Genomic DNA, 21,537 nt, shown 5'->3' on the forward strand with positions numbered 1-21,537 from the left:
CCAGGACGAGGAAGGCCAGGAGATGGGACGCCACCGACGCTCCGGCGCAGGGGCAGCCGCCACCGGCCGCGCCACTGGAGTCTCCGACGTGTACGCGGGCGAGCACGCCGGCGTCCCGGAGCCCCGCCCCGCCAACGCTTCGCACCGCCACCGGGGCCGCCGCGCCACACCGGTGCGCACCGGCCTGCTCGGCGTGTCGGCAGCCGTCGCCATGGGCGCGGTGGCCGTCGCCTCCGGCTTGGTCCCGGGCGCCGAGAACTACTCCCTCGGCGGTGGCGGCGACTCGAACAAGGTGCGTGCTGCCACCACCCCCAGCGAGGTGGCACCCCAGGGCGGCGAGAACGGCACCGCCGAGCGCGAGTCCGCACCGCCGAGCCGCGGCTCCGAGCGCCCCGACGCCCCGGACCCGTCCCCCTCGAAGTCCTCCGAGAAGCCTTCGGCCGAGCCGTCGAAGAAGCCGTCGACCAAGGCGCCCGCGCCGGAGGCCGACGAGAAGCAGAAGAAGACGACTCCCCCGAGCCCCTCGCGCACCCCCTCCCAGAAGCCGAAGGCCCCGCCGGTCACCGGCTCGAAGTCGCCGTCCACCGAGAACGCGGCCGAGGCCGCGGTGCTCACCCTGGTCAACGCCGAGCGGGCCAAGGTCGGCTGCTCCCCCGTGCGCGCCGACGCCGCGCTGGCCTCGCTCGCCGGAGATTTCAGCTCGGACATGGCCGAGCGGGACTTCTTCGACCACACCGACCCGGACGGCGCGACCCCGTGGGACCGCGCCGAGAAGGCCGGGATATCGGACCTGGGCGGCGAGAACATCGCCCGCGGCCAGGCGAACGCCCAGTCCGTGATGGACGCCTGGATGAACAGCCCCGGCCACCGGGCCAACATCCTCAACTGCGACTACAAGACCCTGGGCGTCGGCGCGCACTTCGCGCCGGGCGGCCCTTGGTGGACGCAGGACTTCGGCTTCTAGGACACCGGGCCCCGGGTCGCGACCGGGCCGATTCACTTACTCACTCTCAGTTAGCGCAACCCGTGAGATAGCGCTGTGCGAGAGTATGCTTTCGGCATGGATCCCATCGACCAGGACACGGCGTACGACGTGTTCTCCAAGCAGTGCCCCTCGCGCGGCACCCTGGAGCACGTCACCGGACGCTGGGGAGCGCTCACCCTGGGCGCGCTGCACGACGGCACGTTCCGTTTCAACGAACTGCGCCGCCGGGTCGACGGCGTGAGCGAGAAGATGCTGTCCCAGACCCTGCACGCGCTGGAGCGCGACGGCCTGGTCCACCGCGAGGCACAGCCCACCAACCCGCCGCGCGTGGAGTATCGGCTCACCCCGCTGGGACGGGAGATCACCGAACGCCTGATGAGCCTCATCCACTTCGTGGAGGGCAGGATGGACGGCGTGCTCGAAGCGCGCGAGCGCTACGACAGCGTGACGGCCGGCGGTCGCTGACAGCGCGGGCAGAAGTAGCTGGAGCGGTTCATCCAGGGCCGCCGGCGCATGGCCGTACCGCAGCGGCGGCACGGCTCGTCCTCACGTCCGTAGGCGTCGAGCGACCGCTCGAAGTACCCGGACTCGCCGTTCACGTTCACGTACAGACTGTCGAAGCTGGTGCCGCCGACGGCGAGGGCCGCATTCATCACATCCCGTACGTGGCCCAGGAGTTGGGCCGTGCGCGGGCGCGTGAACGTGGCGGTGGGCCGCTCGTAGTGCAGCTTCGCCCGCCAAAGGGCCTCGTCCGCATAGATGTTGCCGACGCCGCTGATCAACGACTGGTCGAGCAGGGCGCGTTTGATCGTCGTACGACGGCGGCGCAGCGCGGCGTGGAAGGCCGCGTCGTCGAACTTCTCGTCCAGCGGGTCGCGTGCGATGTGCGCGATGACGTCCGGCAGTCCGTCCGGGGTGTTCTCGTGCAGCGAGAGTCCGCCGAAGGTGCGCTGGTCGACGAAGCGCAGCTCGGTGCCGAGCGCGTCGGCGAAGCGGATCCGGATCCGCAAGTGCTTCTCGTTCGGCGCTTCTTGGGGCTGGACGAGCAGCTGCCCGCTCATGCCGAGATGGGCGAGGATCGAGGTGCCGCTGTCCTCGATCGGCAGCCAGAGATACTTCCCGCGCCGCATCGCCGTACCGACACGGTGGCCCTTGAGCCGGAGCCCGAAGTCGTCACCGCCCGCGACATGCCGCCGCACGGCCCGCGGATGCAGCACCTCGACATCGGCGACGGTGCGCTGAGCCACCCACCGCTCAAGCCCACGCCGGACGACTTCGACCTCGGGCAGCTCGGGCACGGCGATTCACTCCGGGGTAAACGGGTGTGGGCGGGAAAAAATGCCGCGAAGCGGCGAAAAGGCTGGTGCCGGCCACCCGAAGGGCGACCGGCACCAACAGTAAAGCGGTTCAGGCAGACGAAGCTTCGGCAGCCCCGTCAACCTCCGCGGCAGCGGGAGCAGCGGCGGCGGAAACCTCCGCCGCCTTGATCCGCTCATCCGCGGCAGCGCGAATCTCGCGCCACGCGGACTCCGCGGCCTGCTGCTCCGCTTCCTTCTTGCTGCGGCCGGTGCCGGTGCCGTACGAGACGCCTCCGACGCGGGCGGCAGCAGTAAAGGTCTTCTCGTGGTCCGGGCCGCTCTCCGTGACGAGGTACTCGGGAACACCGAGGCTCTCGGTCGCGGTGAGCTCCTGGAGGCTGGTTTTCCAGTCCAGGCCCGCGCCCAGGTTCGAGGACTTCTCGATCAGCGGGTCGAAGAGCCGGTGCACCAGCTCGCCCGCCGCGTCCAGACCCTGGTCCAGATAGACCGCGCCGATCACCGCTTCAAGGGTGTCGGCGAGGATGGATGCCTTGTCCCGGCCACCCGTGCCCTCTTCGCCCCGGCCGAGCCGGATGAAGAGACCGAGTTCGAGGCCACGACTGACCTCCGCCAACGCACGCGAATTGACCACCGCGGCCCGCAACTTGGCCAGCTGGCCTTCGGGCAGGTCGGGGTGGGTGCGATAGAGCGTGTCCGTGACGACGAGTCCGAGCACCGAGTCCCCGAGGAACTCGAGCCGTTCATTCGTCGGCAGACCGCCGTTCTCGTACGCGTACGAACGGTGGGTCAGTGCACGCACCAGAAGGGCGGACTCGAGTTTGTACCCGAGCCGCCCTTCCAAAAGCGTGTGGGACGAGGCCGTGTTTTCCGCCTGCTTCTTGGCGTTTTCCGCCTTGGCGTCATCCGCCATCTTGTGGCTAGACACGGTGCCTCTCACCAGCCGCTCAGACCTCGAGGACCTGGCGCTTGTTGTACGTGCCGCAGCTCGGGCACGCGATGTGCTGCAGCTTCGGCTCCTGGCAACGCTCACACGAAACCAGAGTGGGGACCGCAGCCTTCCACTGCGACCGGCGGTGGCGCGTGTTGCTGCGCGACATCTTCCGCTTCGGAACAGCCACGGCTACTTCTCCTGCTTCTCGTCGACGCCGGCTTCGGCGCCGCTCACGTCGTCCTTCTCGCCGTCCTGGATGGTCCCGGCGAGTCCCTGCAGTGCCGCCCAACGAATGTCGACGGCGTCATGGTGGTGGTCCGGGTCGTCCGCGAGCCGTGCTCCGCACTGGGAACACAGGCCCGGACAGTCGTCCCGGCACACCGGCTGCATCGGCAGTGCGAGCACTACCGCGTCACGCAGCGCGGGTTCGAGGTCGAACAAGCCGTCCTCGAGATAGAGCCTGTCCTCATCTTCCTCGGCGTCGTCGGCCGGTTCCGCGGTGCGGCTCCGGTCGTCGGCGTCAGGGTACGAGAACATCTCCTGGAAATCCGCGTCCACCTCAAGCTTCAGCGGCTCCAGACACCTTACGCACTCCCCCTCGGCCGACGCACGGGCGGTGCCTGTGACAAGCACACCTTCCATGACCGACTCAAGACGGATCTCCAGCTCGACCGGAGCGCCTTCCGGCACTCCGATGACCCCGTCGATACCGAAGACGTCCGGCGAACCGGGGGCCTCGATGGAACGGGTCAGCCGCTGCAGCGCACCGGGACGCCGACCCAGCTCGTGTGTGTCGAACACGAGTGGGTTTCGGTGGTCAAGGCGAGCACTCAGGGCTTTTCCTGCTTTCGAATCCTGGGAAGTTCAAGGAGGGCCGCCCCCGTCGTGAGCTTCGCTCACTAGCCGGGCAGCCTGGATCGCGGACGTACGCGCGACCGAAGAGCCAGGATACTGGACCATTCGCTCTCGGCCCAATCCGGTCCCGGACAGGCCTCGCGGCAAGGGCTAGCGGCCCTGTTCGTACTGGCGCAGCTGCTCCGCGGTAATCATGCCGGTGTCGAAGAGACTGGTCTCGTCGAGCACCCCGGGGGCCTGCTGATGCTGCTGCTGCGGGTCCCCGTACGCCTGCTGCTGGGCCGCCTGGTCGTATCCCTGCTGCGGGTAGCCGTACGGATCCTGCTGCTGGTAGCCGTACGGATCCTGCTGGGCGTACTGCTGCTGGTAGGCGTACTGGTCCTGCTGCTGGTAGGCGTACGGGTCCGGCTCCTGCTGGGGCGGGGCGTACGGCTGCTGCACGGGGATCTGCGGGGGCGCCTGGGGCGGCTGCGGGGCCTCCGGCGTGGTTGCCGCGGGAGCCGCGGGGTCGGTGAGGCCCGCGAGGTACTCGGCGTCCGTGGTGTGCGCCTGGGATCCGAGGCCCTCGGCGAGGCCCGCGAGGTCGTCGGCGGGCGCACGGCCGTGCAGGGTCTGGCGGCCGCGGCCGACCGCCTCCAGGGTCTTGGCCAGGACCGCCTCGAAGGCGCCGAGCTTGGCGTCGACGTACGCGTCCGCGTCCCGGCGCAGCGTCTCGGGGTCCATGCTGCGCTGCGGGGCGTCCTCGTCCTCGTAACCCTGCTCGTCGAGGCCGGGTCCGGTGCCGAGGAGTTTCTCTCGGCCTCGGCCGACGGAGCCGAGGGTCTTGGTGAGGACGACCTCGAAGTTGGCCAGCTTGCTGTCCACGTAGTCGTCGGCCTCGACTCGGACCTCGTCGGCGGCCTGCCGGGCCTCGGCGAGGATGCGTGCGGCCTCGCCCTGGGAGTTGCGGGCGACCTCCGTGTCGGAGATCAGCGAACCGCGCTCGGCGTGCGCGGTCTCGATGATGCGGTCCGCCTCCTGGCGGGCCTGCTCGACCAGCTGCTCGCGGCCGCCGATCAGCTCCTGGGCCTGGGCGAGGGAGCCGGGCAGCGCCTGGCGCACCTCTTCGAGCATCGACAGGAGATCGGCGCGGTTGACCACGCACGAGGCCGACATGGGCATGGACCGGGCGCTGCCGACCGCCTCGACGATCTCGTCGATCTTCTTCTGCACGTCCACCGTGTGCTCGCCACTCTCTACAGCTGGTTTGGAGACGGACGGGACGACTGTAAGGCCAGTGGCCGACCGCCCGACACCGGGTGACGAACTGTCAGGGGGTCACTTCTTGCCCAGACGTTCGACGAGCGCCTCGTGGACGAGCGGCGGCAGCAGGTGGGCGACGTCGCCGCCCCAGGCTGCCACCTCCTTGACCAGCGAGGAGGAGAGGAAGCTGTAGGTGGGGTTGGTGGGCACGAACAGGGTCTCGACGCCCGAGAGGCCGTTGTTCATCTGGGCCATCTGCAGTTCGTAGTCGAAATCGCTGACCGCGCGCAGGCCCTTGACGATGGCCGGGATGTCGCGCTGCTTGCAGAAGTCGACGAGAAGGCCGTGGAAGGACTCGACCTCGACGTTCCCGAAGTCGGCGGTGACCTCACGGATCATCTCGATCCGCTCCTCGACGGAGAAGAGGCCCTTCTTCGACTGATTGATCATCACCGCGACGTGCACCACGTCGTACAGCTTCGAGGCGCGGGCGATGATGTCGAGGTGTCCATTGGTGATGGGGTCGAATGACCCCGGACAGACGGCGCGGCGCAACTGAAGTCCCTCGCTCTCCGGTCCGGTCATGGCGCGATCACTGAGTCGTCGCACGTAGAGGCGGCGCGACCGTACCAAAACGTGCCTTCGCCGTAGCGACGGGACCTCAGTGCCTCGAAGCCGTCGGGCCAGCAGAATTCTCCGCCTCTGGTACTGCGTTCAACGGTGACGAGCGCATCGCCCGTGAGCCAGCGTTCCGCCCGGAGTGTGAGCAGGATCTCGCGAAGATCGTCATCGGTGACGGCGTACGGAGGGTCGAGGAAGACCAGGTCGTACGGGGCCGTGGGGGTGCCGCCCTGGACGATCTGGGCCGCTTTGCCCGCCCTGACCTCGGCGCCGGGCAGGCCGATGGACTTCACGTTCGCCCTGATGGTGCGCACCGCGCCGGTGTCGGCCTCGACGAGCAGGGCGTGGCCCGCGCCGCGCGAGAGCGCTTCGAGGCCGACGGCGCCGGACCCGGCGTACAGGTCGAGGACGCGTGCCCCGTCCAACGTGCCCTGCAGGGCCTGCCAGGTGGAGAACAGGCCCTCGCGCGCTCGGTCGGACGTGGGCCGTGTGCCGTTTCCTGGCGGGACGGCGAGGCGACGTCCGCCGGCCACACCGGCGATCACGCGGGTCATCTGAGTCCTTGTCGGTGTACGTACGGGAAGATCCGGGCTCAGTCTCTCAGTCCCTGTGCCCCCGCTGCCTGTCAGCCCTTGTCGAGATACTGCTCGCGCTCGTCGTCCAGGAGGGCGTCCAGGGCCGTGCGCAGCTCGGGCAGGTGCTCCAGGTCCGGGTCCTTGGAGACCACGGCGACGGCCTCCTCGCGGGCCTCGGCGATGATCTCCTCGTCCTCGATGACCGCGAGCATGCGCAGGCTGGAGCGGACACCGGACTGCGCCTGGCCCAGTACGTCGCCCTCGCGGCGCTGCTCCAGGTCGATCCGGGAGAGCTCGAAGCCGTCGAGCGTGGCGGCCACGGCTCCCAGGCGGGCGCGGGCGGGGCTCGCCTCTGGCATGTCGGTGACCAGGAGGCAGAGGCCGGGGGCCGAGCCACGGCCGACGCGGCCGCGCAGCTGATGCAGCTGCGATACGCCGAAGCGGTCCGCGTCCATGATCACCATGGCGGTGGCGTTCGGGACGTTCACGCCGACCTCGATGACCGTCGTGGCGACCAGGACCTGGGTCTCGCCCGCGGCGAAGCGGCGCATCACCGCGTCCTTGTCGTCCGGCTGCATGCGGCCGTGCAGGACCTCCACCTTGAGGCCGCTCAGCGGACCGCGGGCGAGCTGCTCGGCGACCTCGATGACGGCGAGCGGGGGCCGCTTCTCGGCGGTCGCCTCCTCCTCGGCCTTCTTCTTGGCCTTCTTCGGGTCGGCGGCTTCGTCGACGTCGTCGCCGATCCGGGGGCAGACCACGTACGCCTGGTGGCCGTTCTCGACCTCCTCGCGCACGCGCTCCCACGCGCGTGCCAGGAAGTGGGGCTTGTCCTCGGCGGGGACGACATGGCTGGCGATCGGCGAGCGGCCCGCGGGGAGCTGGTCGAGGACCGAGGTCTCCAGGTCGCCGAAGACCGTCATCGCGACCGTGCGCGGGATGGGCGTGGCCGTCATGACCAGGAGGTGCGGGGGCTGCTTGCCCTTGCCGCGCAGGGCGTCGCGCTGCTCGACCCCGAAGCGGTGCTGTTCGTCGACCACGACCAGGCCCAGGTCGTGGAACTGCACCTTGTCCTCGATCAGCGCGTGCGTGCCGATGACGATCCCGGCCTCGCCGGTGACCAGGTCGAGCAGGGCCTGGCGCCGGGCCGCCATGCCCATGGAGCCGGTGAGCAGCGTGACCTTCGTGCCCTGGTCCGAGCCGCCGAGCATGCCGCCCTCGGCGAGCTCGCCCATCATCTCGGTGATCGAGCGGTGATGCTGCTGGGCGAGGACCTCGGTGGGCGCGAGCATCGCGGCCTGCCCGCCCGCGTCCACGACGGCGAGCATGGCGCGCAGGGCGACCATCGTGTTGTGCGTCACCGTGAAGTTGTCGGTGACGTAGGCCCGGCTCGGATGCGCGACGCTGATGCACTGGACCGGTTTCCGACCGACGAACTGGACGCTGCGGATTCCCCGCCGGAAGGTGTTGTACTTCGGCCGTTCCCTCACTCGGCTTGCTTTCCGCATGAGCCGGAAGGGCGCGTACTCGTCGGGCAGGGCGATCGACACGTTGAACGCCGTCTTCTTCGGCAGCACCCTTGCCCGGCCGCCCAACGACCGCACGAGCCATGCGACGTCCTCAGCAAGCCTGAGAGAGGCCGAACACAACGAAATACTCAGCCCGTCCGATTGAATCGTGCCGTCTGTGTCCAGAAGCCCCTGCAGAAGCGCCAGCCGATTCTTGATCGACACGTTCTTGAACACGTCCGGGATGAACTTGTCGTGCGAGGTCAGGCCCCACAGTCCTAGGTCCCGAAGCGCCTGAATGACAGGGTTACGGACTCCTCCTGACCGGTGGACCAGCTGAATCGTGTAGTCGCATGAGGACCCGTCCCCCAGCAGCAGCCCGAAGAGGTACGGATCGAGTGGCGGCGCCGCGTCACCCCCGAGATCGACTGGTGTCGCAGCAGGGAGGTACCACTTCGAGGATCCGTTCGCCTTGAACAGGTCCAGGCGGATTTCACGGGTCGTCATCACCTTGGGCGGCTGACCGCGGTGCCAGCCACAACTCGTACCCACGATCCAGAGGTGCTCGTCGTCGCACTCGACGGAGCTTCCGTCCGACAGGGTCAGGCTCCACACGTCACGCTCGCCCTGTGGAAATACGCCATCGACCACGGCGATCTCTCCCGAGGGCACGAAAACGGACTCGCCTTGCCGGATTTCGCCCATCGGCCGGAAGCCGTCCGGCGTCAGGACCAGCGAATCGAGCGGCTGAGCCTTGCCCGAGCCCACCTCTCCCTGGAGGAGGCGGTGCATCGGGTGCTCGGTCGCCAAGTCGTCGAAGATCTCCTTAGAGACCTTCTCCTGGCCCTCGGTGAGCGTGAAGGGCAGCTTGGCGTCGAAGGCGTCGAGCAGGCCGCCGTCACGGGGGCGGCGGGCGATCGCGGGGAGCTGCGCGTCCGCGTACCTCCGGCGGGCCAGGGCCACCTGGAGGACGAAGGCCTCGTCCCACTTCAGGCGGTCCCGGGCGGATTCGATGTCCGCCTTGGTGTGCGGGCGGTGGATCTTCAGGAGCGCCTCGGGGAGCGGGATCAGCTCCCGTCCTTCGCGCAGGCTCGGCGGCAGCGGGTCGACGGCCTCCTGGGCGCTGGGCAGGACCGCGTCGACCGACTTGGCGATCTTCCACGACTCCAGCTTGGCGGTGGCCGGATAGATCGGGATGAGGGCGCCCGCCCAGGAGTCCACGGCCTCGCCCGCGTTGTCCGGGTCGCCCTTCAGGAGTTCGTACGCGGGGTGTGCGAGCTGCATCTTGCGGTTGAAGACGGATGCCTTGCCCGCGAACATCGCGCGTGTGCCGGGCAGCAGGTCCTTGTGCGGCTTGTGGATGCCGCGGCCGAAGAAGACCAGCTGGAGCTGGCCGCTGCCGTCGGTGATCGTCACTTCGAGGCGCTGGCCCCTGCCGCCGTTGAACGTCAGGATGCGCGCCGTGGCGACCTGGGCGACCACCGTGACGTGCTCGTCCAGCGGCAGGTCGGCGAGGCGGGTGAGCTCGCCACGCTCCGCGTACCTCCGCGGATAGTGGTGCAGCAGGTCGCCGACGGTGTGCAGGTCCAGGTGCTCGGCCATCACCTTCGCGGTGGCGGGACCGACCACTTTCTTCAGGGGTTCTTCGAGCGCGGGCACGAGATCCATTGCACACCACGCCACTGACAATTCGGCGTACGTCCCCGAAATCCGCTGGTCAGGAAGGTTGAACTCGGCGGCTACGCGGCGGCTACTCCACGCCGATCAGCAGCAGCGCCGACTGGCGTCCCCCGCGGTAGACCACCGTGTCGACCGCCAGATGCACCTCGCGCACATGCTTCTCCAGCTGCTCGCCGAGGCTGTCCGGCACGTCGTCGCCGAGCACCAGCGTGACCATCTCGCCGCCCGCGGCCAGCATCCGGTCCAGGACGGAGCGCGCGGTGCGTGTGGTGTCGTCGCCGATCACCGCGACATCGCCGTCGATCAGGCCGAGCACGTCACCGGCCTGGCAGATGCCCGCCATGGTCCACGACTGCCGCTCGGCGACGGCCAGTTCGGCGTACCGGGTCGCTCCGGCCGCCGAGGTCATCGCGACGACGTCCTCGTCGAAGCGGCGGTCCGGCTCGTGCACGGCGAGCGCCGCGATGCCCTGGACCGCGGACCGAGTGGGGATCAGCGCGACGCGCACCCCTTCGGTGCGGGCCTGTTCCGCGGCGGCGGCAGCGGTGTGGCGCAGCTCGGCGTCGTTCGGCAGGAGCACCACCTCGCGCGCGTGGGCGTGCCGGATCGCCTCGACGAGCTCCCCGCTGGCGGGCGGCTCCCCGGGGCGCGTGGGCACGGTGGTCGCCCCGGCATCGGCGTAGAGACCGGCGAGCCCCTCCCCCGGCACGACGGCGACGATCGCGCGCTGCGTGCGTTCCCGGGGCGGCTGCGCGGCGCCCGCGGTGTGCGCGTCCCCCACCCCGAAGTGGGTGATGCGGATGCGGTGGGGCCGCCCCGCCTCGACGCCCGCCTCGACGGCTGCCCCGGCGTCGTCCACATGGACGTGGACGTTCCACAGCCCGTCCCCGCCGACGACGACGAGCGAGTCACCGAGCCCGTCGAGCCGCCTCCGCAGCCGTGCGACGGCCGTGTCGTCGGCCTCCAGGAGGTAGATCACCTCGAAGGCGGGGGCCATGGCGTCGACTGAAGCGTCCTGGCACTCGATGGGCTCCGCGGGCTCCACGCGCGCGTGGCCGCCCGAACCGGCCGTCTTCACGTACGGGGAGGCCGTCCCGCCCGACAGGGCCCCCACCAGAGCCCCGAGCACCGCCACGAGCCCGCGCCCCCCGGCGTCCACCACTCCCGCACGCCCGAGCACCGCGAGCTGCTCCGGCGTCGCGTCGAGCGCCCGGCACGCTCCGTCGTACGCGGCCCGCGCCACCGCCCCGCAGTCGCCGTCGGCGCCGGAGGCCGCGTCCGCAGCGGCGGCAGCCACCGTCAGGACGGTGCCCTCCACGGGATGCGCGACCGCTTGGTAGGCCGACTCGGCGGCCCGCCGCAGGGCGAGCGCCAGGGCCTGGCCGTCGGCGTGATCGGTGTCACGGTCGGCGCCGAGCACCTGCGCCATCCCGCGCAGCAGCTGCGACAGGATCGTGCCCGAGTTCCCGCGGGCCCCGATCAGCGCTCCGTGTGCCATCGCCCGCGCGGCCTCGGCCAGCGTGGGGTGGGTCGGGTCCAGGCCGGTGAAGGCGGCGTCGACCGCCTGGGACGCGGATTCCACGGTCAGGTAGAGGTTGGTGCCGGTGTCTCCGTCCGCGACCGGGTAGACGTTGATCGCGTCGATCTCCTCGCGGGCCCGTCCCAGGGCGTCCAGAGCGAGGCCGCACCAGGCGCGCACCGCGACGGCGTCGAGGTTCTGCGGCACCTGCTCGCCTCCTAAGGGCATCCGGAATGGACGCAGCGTAGACCGGGACGGGCGAAAGGCCCGGGGCGGGGCCGGGGCGAGACATGGTAGTTTCGTTCTACCGAAGCAGTCGTTGTATGCTGCTCCGGTTGCCCGATACCCATCGGGACATTCCTCCTGGCAACGCCACCCACGATCATTGCACTGATCCCGGCATGCCGGGATTACCCGTAAGTGCATCTGAAGTCTTGGAGTGACCCGTGGCTGCCAACTGCGAAGTCTGCGGCAAGGGGCCGAGCTTCGGCAACAACATCTCGCACTCTCACCGCCGTACGTCCCGTCGCTGGAACCCGAACATCCAGCGCGTTCGTGCCGTGGTCAGCGGGACGCCGAAGCGGCTCAACGCCTGCACCTCGTGCATCAAGGCCGGCAAGGTCTCGCGCTGACGCAAGTAAGCGCGGCCACCTAGCTGGTTGCTGAAAGAGCCGGCCCCCTTCGGGGGACCGGTTCTTTCGTGTGCCCACAGCCGCTTCCACCGTCAGCTCCCAAAAGCCCTGTACGCCAGGGGAGTTCCGCGCCGCCGGAGTCGCGCCCCACGACGGTCAGGACGCGTGGGGCGCGGTGGTCATGCTCAGTCCTCGATGTCGTCGCCGAAGTGGTCCCAGCCCTTGCTGGTCCAGGGCGCTCCGTCGACGGTCACCTGCGGCAGGGCCGAGGGGTTGAGGACCTCGCCGATGACCTTCCAGCGTGCGGGCAGCTTCACGTCCGGCGGGAACGTCGCCACGATCGCGTGGTCCTCGCCGCCGTTGAGCACCCACTGCAGCGGGTCGACGCCGACGGCCTGGCCGATGTCGTTCATCTGGGAGGGCACGTCGACGTCCCCGGAGCGGATGTCGATGCGTACCTTGCTCGAATCGGCGATGTGCCCGAGGTCGGCGATGAGGCCGTCGCTCACGTCCGTCATCGAGGTGGCGCCGAGGCCGGCGGCCGCGGGGCCCGCGTGGTACGGCGGTTCCGGCCTGCGGTGGGCCTCCACGAAGGCGCGGGGCGAGCGGAAGCCGCGCGAGAGCACCGCATGCCCGGCGGCGGACCAGCCCAACCAGCCGGTGACGGCGACGACATCGCCGGGCTGTGCGCCCGCGCGGGTCACCGGCTCGTGGTTGCGCAGATCGCCGAGCGCGGTGATCGCGACGGTGATCGTGTCGCCGCGTACGACGTCGCCGCCCACGACGGCCGCTCCCGCGACCTGGCATTCGTCCCGCAGACCGTCCATGAGCTCGGTGGGCCAGCTGGCGGGGAGTTCGGCGGGGACGACCAGGCCGAGGAGGAGCGCGGTCGGCACGGCGCCCATGGCGGCGATGTCCGCGAGGTTCTGCGCCGCGGCCTTGCGGCCCACGTCGTACGCGGTGGACCAGTCACGGCGGAAGTGCCGCCCCTCGAGGAGGATGTCGGTGCTCGCCACGACCCTGCGGTCGGGAGCCGACACGACGGCGGCGTCATCGCCCGGGCCGAGCCGGACGGCCGGGGTGGTGGTGAGCCGGGAGGTGAGTTCCCTGATGAGCCCGAACTCCCCCAACTCGCCGACGGTTCCCTTCACCGGGACTCACCATGCCCTTTCACGCTGCTCGGCTTGCGGTCGCGAGCCTTCACTGTCATAGGTACGGTCGAGATGACCGTCAACTTCTGTTGCCCGTCCACCGCGATGTGCGCGCCACAGCTCCCCCGGGTCTCCCCGTGGGAAGCGGCGACGCGGTACCGTGGCGTCCCTTCTCCCCACATGATCCTCGTGGCCGCCCTGGAGGTTCCGTGGTACAGGCGTACATCCTGATCCAAACAGAGGTCGGCAAGGCGTCGACCGTCGCCGAGCTGATCGGCAAGATCCCAGGAGTCATCCAGGCCGAGGACGTGACCGGACCCTACGATGTCATCGTGCGCGCCCAGGCGGACACGGTGGACGAACTCGGCCGCATGGTGGTCGCCAAAGTCCAGCAAGTGGACGGCATCACCCGCACCCTGACCTGCCCCGTCGTGCACCTCTAGCCCCCGTCTACCCTTGGCCGGTGAAGATTTCCCGTCGCCGGCGTCGCTGCCTCGTCTCGGCCCCCGCACTCGCACTCCTGATCGCGTCCGCGGGCTGCTCCTCAGCAGACGAAGCAGTGAAGGCTGCGGTTCCCACCCCGGACAGCAAGGTCACCGAACTGTGCCGGAACCTGGACAAGCAGCTGCCGAAGAAGGTGGACGGTCTTGGGCGCGCTGATCCCGAGCCGAAGTCCGAGCTGACCGCCGGGTGGGGAGACCCGGCGATCATACTGCGCTGCGGTGTCGCCAGACCGACGGAGATGAACAACCCCGAGGCGGACGGCGTGACGGCGGACGGCGTCAACTGGCTGATCGAGAAGCAGGACGACGGGTCGTTCCGCTTCACCTCCACGCTGCGCAAGGCGTACGTGGAGGTCACGCTGCCCAAGGAGCGCGCGGGGAGCGGCGTGAGCCCGCTGACGGACTTCGCCGCCCCCGTCAAGAAGTCGATCCCCAAGGGGATCGCGTAGGCGCCGTACGGGGTGCTAGCGCAGCCCTGTGGACCGGTTGAGGGCGGCCTGGACGAGGCGGTCCACCAGCTCCGGGTAGCTGACGCCGCTCGCTTCCCACATCTGCGGGTACATCGAGATGGGCGTGAAGCCCGGCATCGTGTTGATCTCGTTGATGACGAACTGCCCGTCCTCGGTGAGGAAGAAGTCCGCGCGCACCAGGCCCTCGCAGGACGTGGCCTCGAAGGCGTCGACGGCGAGCCGCTGGATCTCGGCGGTCTGCTCGGGCGTCAGCGGGGCGGGCACGATCCCGGGCGTCGAGTCGATGTACTTCGCCTCGAAGTCGTAGTAGTCGTGCGACTGCACCGGAGGGATCTCGGCGGGCACGCTCGCGCGCGGCCCGTCCTCGAACTCCAGGACCCCGCACTCGATCTCGCGGCCGCGCAGCAGCGACTCGACCAGGATCTTGGGGTCGTGGCGGCGGGCCTCCTCGATCGCCTCGTCGAGGCCCTCGAAGGAGTCGACCTTCGTGATGCCCATCGAGGAGCCGCCGCGCGCGGGCTTGATGAACAGCGGCCAGCCGTGGTCTCCGGCGAACTCCGCGATCTTCTTGCGGGCGCCCTCCTGGTCGCGGTCCCACTCGCGCGGGCGGATCACCAGGTACGGGCCGACGGGAAGACCGAAGGAGGTGAACACCCGCTTCATGTACTCCTTGTCCTGGCCGACGGCCGATGCGAGCACTCCGGCGCCCACGTAGGGCACTCCGGAGAGCTCCAGGAGTCCCTGGAGCGTGCCGTCCTCTCCGTAGGGACCGTGCAGCATCGGGAAGACGACGTCGACCTCGCCGAGCGCCTTGGGCACGGAGCCCGGCTCGCTGTAGACGACCTCGCGGTTGTTCGGGTCCAGGGGCATCACGACGCCGCCGTCGGCCGACTCGGCGAGCGCGTCGACGTTGGGCACCTGCCGGTCGGTGATCGCCATGCGGTCGGGATCGTCGGCGGTCAGGGCCCAGCGGCCGTCCGTCGTGATGCCGATGGGCAGGACGTCGTACTTGGTGCGGTCGATGGCACGCAGCACGGCGCCCGCCGTGACGACCGAGATGCCGTGCTCCGAACTGCGGCCGCCGAACACGACGGCCACACGCGGCTTGCGGAGCGGCAGCTCAGAGCTCTGCTCGGTGCTCGTCCTGGGGCTCTGGGGGAGGTTCTCGCTGCTCATATCGGCTTGAGGGTACCCGCTGGCCCCCGGAGAGTCAGCGGCGCTCGGCCTTGGCGCTGCGCGACATCAGCTCCTTGAGGGCGACCACCGGCGGTGTGCCCTCGTGCACGATGCCCACGACCGTCTCGGTGATGGGCATGTCGACGTCGTGCCTGCGGGCCAGATCGAGGACCGACTCACAGGACTTGACGCCCTCGGCGGTCTGCTTGGTGACCGCGATGGTCTCCTCCAGCGTCATGCCCTTGCCGAGGTTCGTGCCGAAGGTGTGGTTGCGCGACAGCGGCGACGAGCAGGTGGCCACCAGGTCGCCCAGGCCCGCGAGTCCGGAGAACGTCAGCGGGTCCGCGCCCATCGCCAGGCCCAGGCGGGTGGTCTCGGCGAGGCCGCGCGTGATGAGCGAGCCCTTGGCGTTGTCGCCCAGGCCCATGCCGTCCGCGATGCCGACGGCGAGACCGATGACGTTCTTGACGGCGCCGCCGAGTTCGCAGCCGACGACGTCCGTGTTCGTGTACGGGCGGAAGTACGGCGTGTGGCAGGCGGTCTGGAGGCGCTGCGCGATCGATTCGTCGCGGCAGGCGACCACGGCGGCGGCGGGCTGCCTGGCGGCGATCTCGCGGGCGAGGTTGGGGCCCGTGACGACGGCGATCCGGTCGGCCGCGACCTTCGTGACGTCCTCGATGACCTCGCTCATCCGCATCGCGGAGCCCAGCTCGACGCCCTTCATGAGGGAGACGAGCACGGTGTCGGGGGCGAGCAGTGGCGCCCACTCGGCGAGGTTGCCGCGCAGCGTCTGCGAGGGCACGGCGAGCACGGTGAAGTCGGCGCCCGCCGCGGCCTCGGCCGGGTCGGTGGTCGCCCTGAGGCTCTGCGGGAGTTCGACACCGGGGAGGTAGTCGGGGTTGCTGTGCGAGGAGTTGACCGCGTCGGCGAGTGCGGCGCGACGGCCCCACAGGGTGACGTCGCACCCCGCGTCGGCGAGCACCATGCCGAAGGCAGTACCCCAAGAGCCCGTTCCGAAGACGGCGGCCTTCACCGGGTTCGTCACTTGCTGTCCTCCGTGGTGTTCTCAGGGGTGTTCCGGGGGACGCCGCGACCGCTGCGGTCCGTCGCCTTGCGCCGTTGTGCGAGCCGCGCCTTGCGCGGGTCGTAAGGGGTCTCGGGGGCCTTCTCCTGCCGGATCTCCTCCAGGAGTTCGGTGACCGCGGCCATGATGGTCTCGGTCACCTCCCGCAGGATCTCGGGGCTGGGTTCCTTGTCGTAGAAGCGCGAGAGGTCGACCGGCTCGCCCGCGAGCACCTGGAGCTTCTTGCGCGGGAAGAGGCTGAGCTTCTTGCTGTACGGGGGGAGCGCGAGGTTGGCACCCCACTGCGCGACGGGAATCACCGGGCACTTGGTGCGCAGGGCGACCCGCGCGGCACCGGACTTGGCAGTCATCGGCCACACCTCGGGGTCCCTGGTGAGGGTGCCTTCGGGGTAGAACGCCACGCACTCACCGCGCTCGATCGCGTCGACCGCGGCACGGAAGGCGTCGAGCGCGTTCGTGGTCTCGCGGTAGACCGGGATCTGGCCCGTGCCCTTCATGACCTTGCCGACGAACCCGTCCTTGAAAAGGCCGTCCTTTGCCAGGAAACGGGGCACTCGTCCGGTGTTGTACTGAAAATGCGCGTACGAGAGCGGGTCGATATACGAGTTGTGATTCACCGCGGTGATGAATCCACCATCGGCCGGAATGTGTTCCATTCCTCGCCAGTCCCGCTTGAAGAAAACCACCAGGGGCGGTTTGGCGATGACCGCCGCCAGGCGGTACCAGAAGCCGATTCTGCGGCGGGACACTCGGACACCTTCCTCCATGAACCTGGTCGGCCGCACAAGTGTCGCCCCAGGCTGCCTGTCTGTCGAGAACACCGTACGCCCACCCGTCTCCCGCCACCGCCCTTGTAAAGAGGCACTACGCGCCACCCCTTCCGATCCCGCAACCCGGCCCCGGCAGCGCCCCGGCCAGCAGGTCACAATGGGCGCGACGCGAAGGACGGAGCCGCCCCCCGTGCAGTGGACCCTGGTCATACCCCTGAAACCGCTGGAGCGCGCCAAGAGCAGGCTCACCGCCACCACCGGCGACACCCTGCGTCCGGGCCTCGCACTCGCCTTCGCGCAGGACACCGTGGCCGCCGCGCTGGCCTGTCCCGCGGTACGCGATGTGGTGGTCGTCACGGACGACGGCCTCGCCGGGCGCGAGCTGGCGGCGCTGGGGGCCCGGATCGTGCGGGACGAGCCCGCGGGCGGCCTCAACGCCGCCCTGGCGCACGGAACGGCGGCGGTGCGCACCGGGCGGCCGCAATCGGCTGTCGCGGCGCTGAATGCCGATCTCCCGGCATTGCGCCCCATGGAATTGGCCCGGGTACTCGACAGGGCGGCTCCATTTCCCCGTTCTTTCCTCGCGGATGCCGCGGGAATCGGTACGACACTGCTGTCCGCGGCCCCCGGCTCGGAATTGCGCCCCGCATTCGGCACGGCGTCCCGATCCCGGCACGCGGCTTCGGGTGCGGTGGAACTTCCCCTCGAAGGCGTCGACTCCGTACGCCAGGACGTGGACACCGGCGACGATCTGCGGGCGGCCCTCGCGCTGGGCGTCGGGCCGCGCACGGCGACGGCTGCCGCGAGGCTCCTGATCGCCGACTGAGTACGCTTCCCCCATGCAGGCGACCGCGTACACGTACGACTCCGAGACCCGCAGCGGCAGCGTGCTGCTCGACGACGGCACCCCGGTGCCCTTCGCCCCCCCTGCGTTCGACGCCGGTGGCCTGCGGCTCCTGAGGCCCGGCCAGCGGGTGCGGATCGAGGTCGAGGGAGAGGGCGAGCAGCGCCGCATCACGCTGGTGACGCTGCAGACGTTCTGAGGGCCGTCCGAGGACGTCCCGGCAGGCGCCACCGCACACGCCGCGGGCCGGGCTCCCAGTGGGGAGCCCGGCCCGGCGCGTGAGTGCCCTCGTGCCCCTACTTCTTGCGGGCGGTCGCCTTCTTGGCGGTGGTCTTGCGCGCCGTCGACTTCTTGGCGGGCGCCTTCTTGGCGGTGGCCTTCTTGGCCGGCGCGGTCTTCTTGGCGGTGGCCTTCTTGGCGGGAGCGGCCTTCTTGGCCGTCGCCTTCTTGGCCGTGGCCGCCTTCTTCGCCGTCGCCGTCGCCTTCTTGGCGGTGGTCTTCTTGGCGGTCGCCTTCTTCGCCGTCGCCGTCGTCTTCTTGGCGGTGGTCTTCTTGGCGGTGGCGGCCTTCTTCGCGGTCGCCTTCTTGGCGGTGGCCTTCTTGGCCGCTGCCTTCTTCACGGTCGCCGAAGCGCTGCCGCCCGAAAGGCTGCCCTTGGGCGCCTTCTTGACCGCGACGTCGTTCTTCGGGAGCTTCTTCGAGCCGCTCACCAGGTCCTTGAAGCCCTGTCCTGCGCGGAAACGCGGAACCGAGGTCTTCTTGACCCGAACGCGCTCCCCGGTCTGCGGGTTGCGGGCGTAACGGGCCGGACGGTCAACCTTCTCGAACGAGCCGAAACCGGTGACCGAAACACGGTCTCCGCTGACGACGGCACGGACGACTGCGTCCAGAACCGCGTCCACGGCGTCGGCGGCCTGCTGACGGCCACCCACCTTGTCGGCAATCGCTTCTACGAGCTGCGCCTTGTTCACGTCTTCCCCTTCGGAGACCTCGCCCGAGCGTATTCGCCAGGCTTTTTCGCACGTTAGGCAGATATATACCGCAAATCAAACACGAAACGGGCTAATCACCCTTGTGCCGCAACGAACTCGACTGTCCATGAGTTCCTCGAGGGCTCCTCGAAGGGCCGTTTGAGCCTTGTGGCTCAGGCATCTTCGGGGAATCGGCCCTCGTCGGCCTCGTCGATGGACTCCATCAATCGCTCCAGACGCCTTGCCGCATCGGCGAGATCGTGTTTGGCCGCGGCCGTAATGACCAGCAGCTTCCGGGTCAGCGCCATCCGTACGCCCTCCGGGACTTGCAGTGCACGCACCCTTGAGTGCGCTTCCTTCAGTTGGTCCGCAACAAGCCCGTAGAGCTCGAGTTGGCTGTCACGTTCCATGCACCGATTGTGCCATCTGGGGCGAGTTGTCGCCTCCGCAGGGGGTAACTACCCACATCCGGCGCCCTCCTGAGGGTACCCGGTCGATGCGAGTACAAGGGGATTTCAAGCCTCTTCTGCCGTCCGAATCAAGGGAGTTGACACCACCCGTTCAGGTCATGGCCCACCGCGAAGGGGGCAGACACAGATGTACCCCCAACCGTCCACGATTGGGGGTACACCAGGGTGTTGCGGGGGTGTCAGACCTGCACCGTCCGCGGCTTGTACGAGGGGCGCTTCGACTCGTACGCGGCGATGTCCGGCTCGTTCTGGAGCGTGATGCTGATGTCGTCCAGACCGTTCAGGAGACGCCAGCGGGCGTTCTCGTCGAGCTCGAAGTCGGCGGTGATGCCCTCGGCGCGAACTTGGCGATCCTGCAGGTCAACGGTGATTTCGGCCTGCGGGTCGGCCTCCGTGAGCGCCCAGAGCGCGTCCACGACCTTCTGGTCGAGCACGACGGTGAGCAGGCCGTTCTTCAGCGAGTTGCCGCGGAAGATGTCGGCGAAGCGCGAGGAGATGACGGTCTTGAAGCCGTAGTTCTGCAGCGCCCACACGGCGTGCTCGCGCGAGGAGCCCGTTCCGAAGTCGGGACCCGCGACCAGGACCGTCGCACCCTGGCGTTCGGGTTTGTTCAGGACGAACTCGCCGTCCTTGCGCCAGGCCTCGAAGAGCCCGTCCTCAAATCCGTCCCTGGTGACCTTCTTCAGCCAGTGGGCGGGGATGATCTGGTCGGTGTCCACGTTGCTGCGGCGCAGCGGAACGGCCCGGCCGGTGTGCGTGGTGAATGCTTCCATGGCTCTCAGACTCCGGCGGTGACGGGGGCGTCAGGGGCATCGGTCAGGTCGGCGGGTGAGGCCAGGTGGCCCGTCACCGCGGTGGCGGCGGCCACCTGGGGCGACACCAGATGGGTGCGGCCGCCCTTGCCCTGCCTGCCCTCGAAGTTGCGGTTGGACGTCGACGCGGAGCGCTCGCCGGGGGCCAGTTGGTCGGGGTTCATGCCCAGACACATCGAGCAGCCCGCGTGCCGCCATTCGGCGCCTGCGGCGGTGAAGACCTTGTCCAGGCCCTCCGCGACGGCCTCAAGGGCGACCCGGACCGAGCCGGGAACGACCAGCATCCGTACGCCGTCGGCGACTTTGCGGCCCTCGACGATGGAGGCGGCCGCCCGCAGGTCCTCGATGCGGCCGTTGGTGCACGAACCTACGAAGACGGTGTCGACCTTGATGTCGCGCAGCGCCTGCCCGGCACTCAACCCCATGTATTCCAGGGCCTTTTCGGCGGCGTACCGCTCCGACGCGTCTTCGTACGAAGCAGGATCGGGGACGTTCGCCGAGAGCGGCGCGCCCTGGCCCGGGTTGGTGCCCCAGGTGACGAACGGCGCGAGCTTGGTGGCGTCGATGTAGACCTCGGCGTCGAAGACCGCGTCCTCGTCCGTCTTCAGGGTCTTCCAGTACGCGACCGCCGCGTCCCACTCCTCGCCCTTCGGGGCGTGGTCGCGGCCCTCGATGTAGGCGAAGGTGGTCGCGTCGGGGGCGATCATGCCGGCGCGGGCGCCGGCCTCGATCGACATGTTGCAGATGGTCATGCGGGCTTCCATCGAGAGTTTCTCGATGGCGGAGCCGCGGTACTCCAGGACGTAGCCCTGGCCGCCGCCGGTGCCGATCTTGGCGATGATGGCGAGGATCAGGTCCTTGGCCGTGACGTCGTCGGGCAGTTCGCCGTCGACGGTGATGGCCATGGTCTTCGGCGGGGCCATCGGCAGCGTCTGCGTGGCCAGGACGTGCTCGACCTGGGAGGTGCCGATGCCGAACGCCAGCGCGCCGAAGGCGCCGTGCGTGGAGGTGTGGGAGTCGCCGCAGACCACGGTGGTGCCGGGCTGGGTCAGGCCCAGCTGCGGGCCCACCACGTGGACGACGCCCTGCTCGACGTCGCCGAGCGAGTGCAGGCGCACCCCGAACTCGGCGCAGTTCTTGCGCAGCGTCTCCAACTGCGCCCGCGAGACCGGGTCCGCGATCGGCTTGTCGATGTCGAGGGTCGGGGTGTTGTGATCCTCGGTGGCGATGGTGAGGTCGAGACGCCGCACCGGGCGGCCGGCCTGCCTGAGGCCGTCGAAGGCCTGCGGGCTCGTCACCTCGTGCAGCAGGTGCAGATCGATGAAGAGGAGGTCGGGCTCGCCTTCGGCGTGCCGGACGACGTGGTCGTCCCAGACCTTCTCCGCGAGTGTCCTACCCATCGCTTTCCCTCCGACCGGCTGT

At 69.5% G+C, this 21,537-nt stretch carries 24 protein-coding genes; 7 read left to right on the plus strand and 17 right to left on the minus strand.

Annotated features, from left to right (window positions below):
• Window positions 1-22 precede the first annotated feature (22 nt).
• A complete protein-coding gene (locus M4V62_RS13505; protein WP_249592810.1) occupies window positions 23-964 on the plus strand; it encodes a CAP domain-containing protein in 942 nt (313 codons plus the stop codon).
• Between the two features lie 96 nt (window positions 965-1,060).
• Window positions 1,061-1,450, plus strand: a complete 390-nt coding sequence (locus M4V62_RS13510) for a winged helix-turn-helix transcriptional regulator (RefSeq protein WP_249587511.1) — start codon at window positions 1,061-1,063, stop codon at window positions 1,448-1,450.
• On the opposite strand, the gene mutM is transcribed toward M4V62_RS13510, so the two are convergent.
• The 9 genes from mutM to M4V62_RS13555 form a co-directional block, all read right to left on the minus strand.
• Window positions 1,420-2,283, minus strand: a complete 864-nt coding sequence (gene mutM / locus M4V62_RS13515) for a bifunctional DNA-formamidopyrimidine glycosylase/DNA-(apurinic or apyrimidinic site) lyase (protein ID WP_249587512.1) — start codon at window positions 2,281-2,283, stop codon at window positions 1,420-1,422. The genes M4V62_RS13510 and mutM overlap by 31 nt on opposite strands.
• A 109-nt stretch (window positions 2,284-2,392) precedes the next feature.
• Entirely contained in the window at window positions 2,393-3,241 is an 849-nt protein-coding gene (rnc, locus tag M4V62_RS13520) for a ribonuclease III (protein ID WP_249587513.1), read from the minus strand.
• Window positions 3,242-3,248: 7 nt separating this feature from the next.
• Window positions 3,249-3,422, minus strand: coding sequence for a 50S ribosomal protein L32 (rpmF, locus tag M4V62_RS13525; RefSeq protein ID WP_003965982.1), 174 nt, complete (start codon window positions 3,420-3,422; stop codon window positions 3,249-3,251).
• A 2-nt stretch (window positions 3,423-3,424) separates the two neighbouring features.
• Entirely contained in the window at window positions 3,425-4,069 is a 645-nt protein-coding gene (locus tag M4V62_RS13530; protein WP_249592811.1) for a YceD family protein, read from the minus strand.
• 171 nt (window positions 4,070-4,240) lie between these two features.
• Entirely contained in the window at window positions 4,241-5,308 is a 1,068-nt protein-coding gene (locus M4V62_RS13535; protein ID WP_249587514.1) for a cell division initiation protein, read from the minus strand.
• A gap of 99 nt (window positions 5,309-5,407) precedes the next feature.
• A complete protein-coding gene (coaD, locus tag M4V62_RS13540; protein ID WP_249592812.1) occupies window positions 5,408-5,887 on the minus strand; it encodes a pantetheine-phosphate adenylyltransferase in 480 nt (159 codons plus the stop codon).
• 26 nt (window positions 5,888-5,913) lie between these two features.
• Entirely contained in the window at window positions 5,914-6,507 is a 594-nt protein-coding gene (gene rsmD, locus M4V62_RS13545) for a 16S rRNA (guanine(966)-N(2))-methyltransferase RsmD (protein ID WP_249587515.1), read from the minus strand.
• A 71-nt stretch (window positions 6,508-6,578) separates the two neighbouring features.
• Window positions 6,579-9,701: a helicase-related protein gene (locus tag M4V62_RS13550; protein WP_249587516.1), complete on the minus strand. Its 3,123-nt coding sequence runs from the start codon at window positions 9,699-9,701 to the stop codon at window positions 6,579-6,581.
• 82 nt (window positions 9,702-9,783) lie between these two features.
• The gene (locus M4V62_RS13555) at window positions 9,784-11,460 is read right to left on the minus strand and encodes a DAK2 domain-containing protein (protein WP_249587517.1); all 1,677 of its coding nucleotides are present in this window, start codon (window positions 11,458-11,460) and stop codon (window positions 9,784-9,786) included.
• A gap of 218 nt (window positions 11,461-11,678) precedes the next feature.
• On the opposite strand from M4V62_RS13555, the gene rpmB reads away from it, so the two are divergent.
• The gene (gene rpmB, locus M4V62_RS13560; RefSeq protein ID WP_249587518.1) at window positions 11,679-11,864 is read left to right on the plus strand and encodes a 50S ribosomal protein L28; all 186 of its coding nucleotides are present in this window, start codon (window positions 11,679-11,681) and stop codon (window positions 11,862-11,864) included.
• Window positions 11,865-12,049: 185 nt separating this feature from the next.
• Here the strand turns inward: rpmB and M4V62_RS13565 are convergent, their stop codons facing one another.
• Window positions 12,050-13,015, minus strand: a complete 966-nt coding sequence (locus tag M4V62_RS13565) for a thiamine-phosphate kinase (RefSeq protein ID WP_249587519.1) — start codon at window positions 13,013-13,015, stop codon at window positions 12,050-12,052.
• 209 nt (window positions 13,016-13,224) lie between these two features.
• On the opposite strand from M4V62_RS13565, the gene M4V62_RS13570 reads away from it, so the two are divergent.
• Both M4V62_RS13570 and M4V62_RS13575 read left to right on the plus strand, forming a co-directional pair.
• Window positions 13,225-13,458 carry an Lrp/AsnC family transcriptional regulator gene (locus M4V62_RS13570; protein WP_016642988.1) on the plus strand — a complete coding sequence of 78 codons (234 nt, stop codon included), beginning with the start codon at window positions 13,225-13,227 and terminating at the stop codon, window positions 13,456-13,458.
• Between the two features lie 26 nt (window positions 13,459-13,484).
• Complete coding sequence (locus M4V62_RS13575) at window positions 13,485-13,967, plus strand: DUF3515 domain-containing protein (protein WP_249592813.1); 483 nt, start codon at window positions 13,485-13,487, stop codon at window positions 13,965-13,967.
• A gap of 15 nt (window positions 13,968-13,982) precedes the next feature.
• Here M4V62_RS13575 and M4V62_RS13580 read toward each other — a convergent pair whose 3' ends face one another.
• Genes M4V62_RS13580 through M4V62_RS13590 form a run of 3 tightly spaced genes read right to left on the minus strand, consistent with a single transcriptional unit; the run spans window position 13,983 to window position 16,997 of the window.
• Window positions 13,983-15,164, minus strand: coding sequence for a D-alanine--D-alanine ligase family protein (locus tag M4V62_RS13580; protein ID WP_249587520.1), 1,182 nt, complete (start codon window positions 15,162-15,164; stop codon window positions 13,983-13,985).
• A gap of 34 nt (window positions 15,165-15,198) precedes the next feature.
• Window positions 15,199-16,209, minus strand: coding sequence for an NAD(P)H-dependent glycerol-3-phosphate dehydrogenase (locus M4V62_RS13585; RefSeq protein ID WP_249587521.1), 1,011 nt, complete (start codon window positions 16,207-16,209; stop codon window positions 15,199-15,201).
• Complete coding sequence (locus M4V62_RS13590) at window positions 16,206-16,997, minus strand: lysophospholipid acyltransferase family protein (RefSeq protein WP_249587522.1); 792 nt, start codon at window positions 16,995-16,997, stop codon at window positions 16,206-16,208. Before M4V62_RS13590 ends, M4V62_RS13585 begins: the two co-directional genes overlap by 4 nt.
• A 211-nt stretch (window positions 16,998-17,208) precedes the next feature.
• Between M4V62_RS13590 and cofC the strand changes: the two genes are divergently transcribed.
• Together cofC and M4V62_RS13600 are read left to right on the plus strand one after the other, a co-directional pair.
• Window positions 17,209-17,844 carry a 2-phospho-L-lactate guanylyltransferase gene (cofC, locus tag M4V62_RS13595; RefSeq protein WP_249587523.1) on the plus strand — a complete coding sequence of 212 codons (636 nt, stop codon included), beginning with the start codon at window positions 17,209-17,211 and terminating at the stop codon, window positions 17,842-17,844.
• A 13-nt stretch (window positions 17,845-17,857) separates the two neighbouring features.
• Window positions 17,858-18,061 carry a hypothetical protein gene (locus tag M4V62_RS13600; RefSeq protein ID WP_249587524.1) on the plus strand — a complete coding sequence of 68 codons (204 nt, stop codon included), beginning with the start codon at window positions 17,858-17,860 and terminating at the stop codon, window positions 18,059-18,061.
• Between the two features lie 97 nt (window positions 18,062-18,158).
• On the opposite strand, the gene M4V62_RS13605 is transcribed toward M4V62_RS13600, so the two are convergent.
• From M4V62_RS13605 to leuC, 4 genes are all read right to left on the minus strand, one after another.
• A complete protein-coding gene (locus M4V62_RS13605) occupies window positions 18,159-18,833 on the minus strand; it encodes an HU family DNA-binding protein (RefSeq protein ID WP_249587525.1) in 675 nt (224 codons plus the stop codon).
• Between the two features lie 173 nt (window positions 18,834-19,006).
• Window positions 19,007-19,243 (minus strand): SCO5555 family protein, encoded by a 237-nt coding sequence (locus M4V62_RS13610; RefSeq protein WP_249587526.1) that lies wholly within the window; start codon window positions 19,241-19,243, stop codon window positions 19,007-19,009.
• Window positions 19,244-19,482: 239 nt separating this feature from the next.
• Window positions 19,483-20,076 carry a 3-isopropylmalate dehydratase small subunit gene (leuD, locus tag M4V62_RS13615; RefSeq protein ID WP_249587527.1) on the minus strand — a complete coding sequence of 198 codons (594 nt, stop codon included), beginning with the start codon at window positions 20,074-20,076 and terminating at the stop codon, window positions 19,483-19,485.
• A gap of 5 nt (window positions 20,077-20,081) precedes the next feature.
• Window positions 20,082-21,515: a 3-isopropylmalate dehydratase large subunit gene (gene leuC / locus M4V62_RS13620; RefSeq protein ID WP_249587528.1), complete on the minus strand. Its 1,434-nt coding sequence runs from the start codon at window positions 21,513-21,515 to the stop codon at window positions 20,082-20,084.
• Window positions 21,516-21,537 lie beyond the last annotated feature (22 nt).

It is taken from the genome of Streptomyces durmitorensis (assembly GCF_023498005.1).
GTDB classification, from domain to species: domain Bacteria; phylum Actinomycetota; class Actinomycetes; order Streptomycetales; family Streptomycetaceae; genus Streptomyces; species Streptomyces durmitorensis.